At 48.2% G+C, this 2,959-nt stretch carries 2 protein-coding genes; both read left to right on the top strand.

The genetic code is table 11. The features are described from left to right. Positions 1–281: 281 nt before the first annotated feature. On the top strand, positions 282–1,340 hold the full coding sequence (locus tag ACRCZA_RS03365) for an ATP-binding protein (RefSeq protein WP_438673072.1): 1,059 nt from the start codon (positions 282–284) through the stop codon (positions 1,338–1,340). Further along, on the top strand, positions 1,321–2,959 hold a 1,639-nt coding region (pglX, locus tag ACRCZA_RS03360; protein ID WP_438673071.1), incomplete at its 3' end, for a BREX-1 system adenine-specific DNA-methyltransferase PglX. The genes ACRCZA_RS03365 and pglX, both read left to right, overlap by 20 nt.

Below are 2,959 nucleotides of genomic sequence, written 5' to 3'. Positions count from 1 at the left end.
CAACCAGACAACGTCAATGCTCAAAAATTAAGCTGCTGACTAATTGCGTTAATACAAAAGAGAACCATAAGTGGTCAATATTTGTTCGATTCGTGTGTTTGTTATTAAATTTAACAAAGTGTGCTCCCGCCCTGGGTGTTTTACGGCTAGAGCGAAATTCAGGTAGTCCGTGGGGGCAATTTCCAAAACCTAAAAATTTTTATGAGAAACTTAAAAAGTGGCAGGATGGATTAGGCGAACAAAACTCCTTTGATGCGAACGAAAAAACGGCACTTGGAGCGGTGAGAAATAAACTCACAGCCTTATTAGATGCGCGTAGTGGCCAATATCCCACCTACGATTTCACGCATAGTGAAGTTGATGAGCTTGTGGGATTAATGCAAGCGGCTCACTCAGCGTTCGGTGGCAGTGATACCGACATTTTGCCCATCGATGCAGACGTTCCTCGTCCTTTTACTGGCGATCAATTACTTAGAAGCATTGAAGCAACAGCAGAGCTCATTGGTGTTTCAGAATATGTCGAAACCATGTTGATGCGCATTCGCACACTTTTGTCTGACAGTCGCATGAAGGTCGTCTCAGGCGATGCCAATGGGCTGGCGCTGGATGATTGGCTGCGCAACTATATCGGTGACAATCAAGCATCCAATGGCTCGGTGACCGTTATCGACCTTTCGCTGGTGCCTGCCGAAGTGGTGCACATCATCACCGACGTGATTGCGCGGATGACGCTCGAATCTTTGCAGCGCTATCGAAAATTAAATCATGGTAAAACGCTGCCCACCGTGTTGGTGATGGAAGAAGCTCATACCTTTATTAAGCGCTATAAGGATGATGCAGAAAACCAGAACTCGGCCGCCATATGCTGTCAGGTATTCGAGAAGATCGCTCGTGAAGGCCGCAAGTTTGGGCTCGGCTTGGTGATCTCCTCGCAGCGCCCTAGCGAACTATCACCGACCGTACTCTCTCAATGCAATAGCTACTTGCTGCATCGCATCAGTAACGACCGCGATCAAGAGTTAGTTCATAAATTAGTGCCTGATAATCTGCGCGGATTGCTACGCGATTTGCCATCGCTACCTTCTCGCCACGCCATCTTGATGGGTTGGGCTAGCGAATTACCTGTGTTGGTACAAATGAATGCCTTGTCTGAGGCACATCGCCCTAAATCCGATGATCCCGATTTTTGGGCGGTTTGGTCGGGTAAAGACAACAAAGGCGAGGCGGTCGAGCGCACAGTGAATTGGAAAAAAATTGCAGACGACTGGCAGCAAGTTAGCAGTGAAGACAAACAACTAAATTCAGAGCAAGAGGTGGCCAATGAGCCAGCAACAGAATAACGACATGCAACAACACTTTTACCGCGCCTCGGCCGCGGATTTTGGCAAAATTCCGGGAAATCCGGTGGCGTATTGGGCTAGTAAAAATTTGTTAAATGCATTTGAAGTGGGTGACCAGCTCAAGTTAGTTACCATACCCAGACAGGGTTTGGCAACGATGGATAACTCAAGATTTACAAGGCTTTGGCACGAAATTTCACTTAAAAAGTTCTCAGCTGTTTCTATAGATGCAGAAGCAAGCAAATGGTTTCCTTACAACAAAGGAGGCGATTTCAGGAAGTGGTACGGAAATCAAGAAGTCGTAGTTAACTGGGAAAATGAAGGTCAAGAAATTAAACAGTTATCTATCTCACGTTATGGAAGCGCATCAAAGCGGGTTGTTAATGAGGAGTCATATTTTCTCCCTAGCATCACATGGTCAAAAATAAGCAGCAGTAAACCATCCTTTCGTTACCAACCTGAGGGGGCAATATTTGATGTGGCGGGTATGTCAATATTCCCACCAAAGGAAAAATCGAAATCGCTTCTAGCCTTGCTGAATTCCAAATTAGTACTACGGATCTTAGAAATATTATCACCAACACTAAACTTTGAAGCCGGTCAAATTGGTGCTATCCCGGTTATTCCCACAAGGTTAGATGTTGAGGAAAGGTTAAGGAAATTGGTTTCCAACGCACAGAATGATTGGGACTCTTACGAAGCGTCTTGGGATTTCACCTGCCTTCCTTTGCTCCACCCAGAGCACCGCCAGCCCTCCATTATGGCCAGCCACCAGCAGCTCATCAACCATTGGCACGAAACTACCCTCGAAATGCAGTGCCTCGAAGAGGAAAATAACCGCCTCTTTATTGACGCCTATGGCCTGCAGGATGAGCTGACGCCCGAGGTGCCTCTTAGCGAAATCACCCTAACCTGCAACCCGCACTACCGCTATGGCGGTAATCTGACCGATGAAGAGCGCGAGGCGCGCTTGCAGTCCGATACCATTTGCGAACTCATCTCCTACGCCATCGGCTGCATGATGGGCCGTTATTCACTGGATCGCGAAGGGCTGGTGTACGCCCATGCCGGTAACGACGGCTTTAAGGCGCTGGTCGATGACGGCGCTTATAAAACGTTTGCCGCCGACGAGGATGGTATTTTGCCGTTAACCAGCGAGAACTGGTTTGAAGATGATGTGGCAGCGCGCATCGAAGCCTTTGTGCGCACAGTTTGGGGGGCAGAGCAGTTTGAAGAAAACCTGCAATTTATCGCCGATAGCCTTTGTCTGGCTGCCATCAAGCCGGTGAAAAAGGGCGGGGAAACCTCGCGCGAGACTATCCGCCGCTATCTCTCGAGCCAGTTTTATAAAGACCACCTGAAAACCTACAAGAAGCGGCCGATCTATTGGCTGTTTAGCTCCGGCAAGGAGAAAGCCTTTGAGTGCTTGGTTTATCTACACCGTTATAACGAGTCCACCTTGCCACGCATGCGCACCGAATACGTGACGCCGTTATTAGGCCAACTCACCGGACGTATTGCACGTTTAGTGTTGCAACAAGCTGATGCCAGCACCAGTGAAGCCAAGCGCTTAGAAAAAGAGCACGTTCAGCTCAGCAAACAATTACAAGAACTGCGCG

Source organism: Shewanella sp. (genome assembly GCF_051658185.1).
Classification (GTDB): Bacteria; Pseudomonadota; Gammaproteobacteria; order Enterobacterales; family Shewanellaceae; genus Shewanella.
Note: the sequence above shows the minus strand (reverse complement) of the source record. Positions and strands in the feature narration are given on the sequence as shown.